We start from the raw sequence: 6,000 nt of genomic DNA, 5'->3' as shown, positions 1-6,000 counted from the left end.
ACTGAATACGAGCCATCGGAATTCTTTGTGCCATTTAACCATTTAATATCATCTTGACCGTTTGTATTACTCCACGTTGGAAATTCTACCTTTGACACATTTCCTCTATTTGGATTATAAATTGTTACTTTCATTTTATCTTTACCAATTGCTGTTTTTTCTACTACATTCATTGGCGGAAATTCTAAATTATAACTTGTTGAACCTATTCCACTACGTGTTCCATTTGTTGTCGCATAAATATGAGTTATGAATTGACCGTCATGTTTGTACTCATTGGCATCCACAATTACTGAATACGAGCCATCGGAATTCTTTGTGCCATTTAACCATTTAATATCATCTTGACCGTTTGTATTACTCCACGTTGGAAATTCTACCTTTGACACATTTCCTCTATTTGGATTATAAATTGTTACTTTCATTTTATCTTTACCAATTGCTGTTTTTTCTACTACATTCATTGGTGGAAATTCTAAATTATAACTTGTTGAACCTATTCCACTACGCGTTCCGTTGGTTGTCGCATAAATATGAGTTATGAATTGACCGTCATGTTTGTACTCATTGGCATCCACAATTACTGAATACGAGCCATCGGAATTCTTTGTGCCATTTAACCATTTAATATCATCTTGACCGTTTGTATTACTCCACGTTGGAAATTCTACCTTTGACATATTTCCTCTATTTGGATTATAAATTGTTACTTTCATTTTATCTTTACCAATTGCTGTTTTTTCTACTACATTCATTGGTGGAAATTCTAGATTATAACTTGTTGAACCTATTCCACTACGCGTTCCGTTGGTTGTCGCATAAATATGAGTTATGAATTGACCGTCATGTTTGTACTCATTGGCATCCACAATCACTGAATACGAGCCATCGGAATTCTTTGTGCCATTTAACCATTTTATATCGTCTTGACCATTTGTATTGCTCCATGTTGGAAATTCTACCTTTGACGCATTGCTCACACTCAAATTGCTAATAGTAATTCTAATCTTAGTGTTGCCAATAGGTGTTTTTTCAACTTCATTAAAAGTATTAGAAATTGCCTTTGGTTCTTGGATTTCTTTTGTTTCTTGAGTAGTTGTTTCAGTTGTACTTTCTGTTGAACTTTCAGAACCATTGCTTTCTGTCGATTGCGTATCTTGCTCAGGCAATTCTATTGCCCAACGTTGTTTCAAATCACCATTACCAGTTTGTAACTCATTGGTTTCCGTAATTTCTAGAAACTGATTTGTTCTTGATTCAATATGATAAGTACCATTCTCTTCATCTACTAAACGCCACTGCTGTTCATCACTATTCTGCAAAGTAGTAAAGTAAACCGATCCAGTGCCCTCATTTGCTACAGTAAGATAGTTTTTAGTTGTACTATTTTGAATTGTCCACCAGCCGTCTTCTGATAAATTAAAAATGTACTTCTGATCTCTCAGAGTAGTTTTATCAGAAACATGCACTGAACCGTTATCAGACTCTGAAAATCGAATATCCGCGTTAGCAGCAGGAACTAGCACTATTTCTTTATTTTCAAACGCTGAAACATCTACTGTGGACTTATTCGTTTCAACTTCTGCTGTGTTAGTCATGGGTTCTTCTGAAGAACTAGATTCGATTTCCCTACTTGTTGACGATTGTATTTCTCCTAATGGAAATGGGTTCATCGATTCTAAATCACTATCACTTGAAAATCCTGCGGCTTGTTCAATTGATTCTGCTGTATCTGAATGTTCCTGATCAGCAAGTGTCATTACTGGACTGAACGTATAACACAACATTGTTGTTAGAATACCCAAAGTAATCAGTTTATTACTCTTTTTCATTAATTCTCTCCTATTCTTTTTTTATTCGCTCTATTATCTATTGTCAAACATTATACCAAATGATAAATTTGTTTGGAAACGTTATCCGAAATGTTCTTTTTTTAATTAGTAAAAATAATAAAGAACTAAAAAGAAACTAATTTCTTGTCAGTACTTTATTCTTTTTAACTTATTCGATTTTACTACTTTTTATATTCGTGAGAACATGAACTATTAATTATGCACAAAACAAGACTTTCAAGTATCCTGTCATTATATTGTTGAGATCATTAACATTTTTGGCAAGTTACTGGTTATCATTTGAACTCTTAACATAACATACATTATACAAAGCTTAATAATTTGTAAAATATACTACAAAAAATGCTCTGATAAATACTTTAACACATTTCTACGGTTACTCTGTTTCAATCTTGTTAGATTAATTTTTTTTTTTTGAAACTTTTACACAAAAATATCTATTTTCTATTTCATTATAGCTCAAAAAAACAAATAAAATTCCCCTTTTTTGTCGGATGAACGGACTTTTTTGTGATATTTCTTATTACAGACATTACTAAACAAAATCCTTGATTATACGCGATATATTCCCATTTAGCCCATCTACCACATTCATTCGATTCCAAAAATTGTAATCACTTATATATTTTCCGAACTATTTTACTTATTTTTTTATAATTAAATTATAATCTGTTACAAAGATTAGGACCTTCCCCTAGTATTAGACTGATCATACTTTAATTTTGATCGAATAAAATAAAAAAGTGACATAGGCATAATTCTCTGAATTATATCTATGTCAGCGAAAATCCGAATAAACATTGTAAAAAAGTCAGACACTCTATTTCATTTCGATTACTTTGCCTTAAATCACAAAGAATACTGTGATTCGATGATGAACGCTACAAGGCACAGAATGTGCGTTGCTTCTTTTAGAAATTGAAAGCTTCGGAAATAAGCCGAAATTGCTATGAAACACAGTGAGGTACGAACTGATGTAGAATAGTACCTACTTGGTTCAAAAATTTGAAGAGCACCTAGTAGATATCAATCATCATCCATTCACAAGTTCATGGTAACTCTTAGCACTTTTCGTGAATTCCTTCTTATTTTTAGTTGTTAGTATTACTTCTGACCTTTCCTTCTTACTTTAGTATTTGTAGTTTTTTTAGTTCGCTTAATTGGTCGTTTTCCTTTTTTACGTGTCTGTTTTCTTTTTTGCTGTTGCTTTTGACGTGCTAGCCAGAAGACTACACTGGCAATAATAATACCAGCCACTAATAAGACTCCGCTAATGATGAATGCCATTAAATGAGTTGGTTTTTCTGCTTGAATCATTTTAGCGTTAAATTTTTCGGCTTCTTCTTTCTTGATTTCAAATTTCTGCTCTAGATCCAGCTTCTCACCATCAACTTCAACGGTCATTTTCATTGTATATTTGCCAGCCTTGAAGGCTTGATCTTCTGTTGAAATACTGTAGTCAAAAGTCGAATTCGGCGCCATATTTAGGTTTTCTTTTTTATTGTGATAGATCGGTTTTTTCTTACTATTTCCTTTAAATACATCGGCTGTCACTACCATATTACTTAGAATTTTCGGGGTGGGATTTTGAATGGCTGCCAAAACGACATTTCTGTTATCTATCTGTCCGGCTTTAGCCTGTATCAAATCGAGTTTCGTTGTAACCTCATGATCATTTTCCGATAGTTGAACACCAACTACTTGAGATAAAATTGTTTCCTTTTTTGTTTTAGAAGCTTTCGTCTCCTTCATTTCAGTAAAATGCAAGCTGCCTAAAATAATGCCATCAAACGATTCCTCTGGTACTGTTACTTTAGCGGCAATTGTTTTGGTTTCTTTTGGTGCTAGCGTTACTTCTGAATCAACTTCCACCATTTCAGAAAATGGATACGTCATCGTCTCATCCAGTTCCGAGTCAGTTGTTTCATAATCGATCACACCGCCGTCTGCCGTTACAGCAGAATTTGCTTGAATCGCCACTTTAACTTCATCGTCTGTATTATTTCTCAGTTCAACCTCTAGCTTCTCAACTTCACCTGGTGTAACACGTACATCGAAATACGTTTTTTTCTGATCCCATTGCTTAGCTGGTATTTTCGCTTTAACTGAGAAACTAGTTTCTTTCGCAAAAGTTGGGATGTTAGTTAAAGAGTTGCCGGAAATAAAACCAATCATCACTAAAAAAATGCCTAAATAACGTTTCATACTTATATCTCCTTTTCATATGTTTAAATATGTATTTCTATACTTGGTTACTAGATAACTGGTTATAGATGTATCACGATGCTGGATTCCTAACCAAGTCCCAAACTAATTTATAGATGGTATACAAACCACTCATCGTTCCTGCACCTAAAATAATCCAGTAAATAAAATATTGGTACGGGCGAATTTTAACCAGTGTTTCTGTCAGAACATTATTCGGTACTTCCATTGCTTCTATGGTTTCTGTTGGTTCATTTTTTATTTGACCTGTTGACTGTTGCTTCGGTTCACTTGTCGTTAATTGTGCGGGTAGGTTTTTTCTATTTTCAAACGAATCTTGTCCTTGTAATAAAGTGGCCATTTCTGCTTGAGATACTGCTCGGCTATGTACAAGTAAACGCTGCTTTGATGAGAATAGTGGATGACAGGTTAATAGCGTCAAAATTTCTTCATTTTTATTCGTTTCTAAAAGTTTATCTGTTTGCCAAGGTTCAATAACTTCTGATCCCGTTACGGAATAAACACCTTCTTCACCTAAATAAGAAAGATAAATTAAATCTCCTGGAAATAACTGATCAATATTCAAGAAGAGTGTCGGACCATACCAGCCTCGATGTCCGGCAATGACTGTATGACTGTCTTTCCCGCTAAAGGGTAAGCTAGTCCCACTGATTTGAGCCACGCCTCTAGATAAATTAAAGTCGCTTGCACCAATATACACTGGCAGTCTCTCACCTATTTTAGGGATGTCAATCATCCCAACAGCTTCCGGATAACCTTCAAACGAGCCCGCTTCCGCAAACGGATCAATCCAACCTGACTCACCAGCCGCAGTGTTTTGACTCACTAAGGTTGATTCAATTTCCGACACATTTAACTCACCATCTGCTAATTGAACGGCTAATTGTTGAAGTTCACTTTCTTGATGTAGCTGCTGTGAAACGCCTTGAAATGGTAACCACATAATAATGAATAGACCCATCAAATAAAGAAGACGTGAAAGAAACATGCGCCCTTTCCTTTTTGTCTTTTTCATTCAGTGCTTCAACTCCTTCCGTTCACACGCTTATCTGCAGCTTTCTCTTTTTCATTTTTACGTTTCTTTCGTTTTTTTCGCCAAATAACAAAGGCTAAAACAAGCAATATACCTAAAATATATAAGGCTATTTCGATCCAGAACTGTTTTTTCGCTTCATGAATAGCCTTCAATCGCTGATCTTTTTCATAGGGCACGCGATGTCCACGAACCAGTAGTCGATGGGTATTGATCATATAAGGTGTACAAGTCAACAGTGTCACATAGTCTTCTCCTGGTACGATTTTCAGATCATCCATTTCGGTTGGTTCAACGACTTTGATTTGATCGACTTCATAGGCATGGATCTCGTCTTGTAAGTGGAGATAGAATTGATCCCCTTTTTCCAGTTTCGGTAAGTCGGTAAATAGTTTCGCTGAAGGTAAACCACGATGCCCTGTGATAACAGAGTGAGAATTTACCCCACCAATCGGCATAGAGGTTCCTTGGAGTAAACCTGCGCCATATTGTAATTGAAGGTCACTTGTACCGTTGTATACTGGCAACTCCACACGGATTTTCGGTATTTCTACCACGGACAGAACTTCGCCTAATTCTTGACTCTTACTATCTGTTAGATGTTCGCGTTGGGCTTTTAAGAACGGCATTTCCAGCTCTTGGTATTTTTCTTCTGCCAGCCGTTGATTGTAGGCACTCATTTCGTCTTTAATCGCTGCTTGGCTGGCTTGATCTTGTTTTCCAGTTTCGTCAAAATAGGCTTGATTGGCTTGGCGTTGGACCCATTTGTAATAGCCATTACTAACAAAAGGGTAGGCGAAAATACTCAAACCAACCAGCATAATTAAGAGAAATAACGGGTTTCTTTTTTGTTTTTTCTTGGCTTTTTTTTGTTGTGATTGAACTGAT

General features: G+C 35.5%; 4 protein-coding genes. All 4 read right to left on the bottom strand.

Annotated elements, in window-relative coordinates:
- On the bottom strand, positions 1-1,832 hold a 1,832-nt coding region (locus C240_RS04835), incomplete at its 3' end, for a GBS Bsp-like repeat-containing protein (RefSeq protein ID WP_271491766.1).
- A gap of 1,125 nt (positions 1,833-2,957) precedes the next feature.
- Entirely contained in the window at positions 2,958-4,058 is a 1,101-nt protein-coding gene (locus C240_RS04830) for a DUF916 and DUF3324 domain-containing protein (RefSeq protein ID WP_271491763.1), read from the bottom strand.
- Between the two features lie 73 nt (positions 4,059-4,131).
- Positions 4,132-5,094, bottom strand: a complete 963-nt coding sequence (locus tag C240_RS04825; RefSeq protein ID WP_271491760.1) for a class C sortase — start codon at positions 5,092-5,094, stop codon at positions 4,132-4,134.
- Positions 5,095-5,102: 8 nt separating this feature from the next.
- Complete coding sequence (locus C240_RS04820; RefSeq protein WP_271491756.1) at positions 5,103-5,933, bottom strand: class C sortase; 831 nt, start codon at positions 5,931-5,933, stop codon at positions 5,103-5,105.
- Positions 5,934-6,000: the final 67 nt, after the last annotated feature.

Source organism: Enterococcus sp. 5H, assembly GCF_028128615.1.
Taxonomy (GTDB): domain Bacteria; phylum Bacillota; class Bacilli; order Lactobacillales; family Enterococcaceae; genus Enterococcus_L.
This window is presented reverse-complemented; position numbering and strand designations above follow the sequence as displayed.

Coding starts and splice junctions, on each gene's coding strand:
- C240_RS04830 (WP_271491763.1), bottom strand. CDS start 4,058: ATGAAACGTTATTTAGGCATTTTTTTAGTGATGATTGGTTTTATTTCC.
- C240_RS04825 (WP_271491760.1), bottom strand. CDS start 5,094: ATGAAAAAGACAAAAAGGAAAGGGCGCATGTTTCTTTCACGTCTTCTT.
- C240_RS04820 (WP_271491756.1), bottom strand. CDS start 5,933: ATGCTGGTTGGTTTGAGTATTTTCGCCTACCCTTTTGTTAGTAATGGC.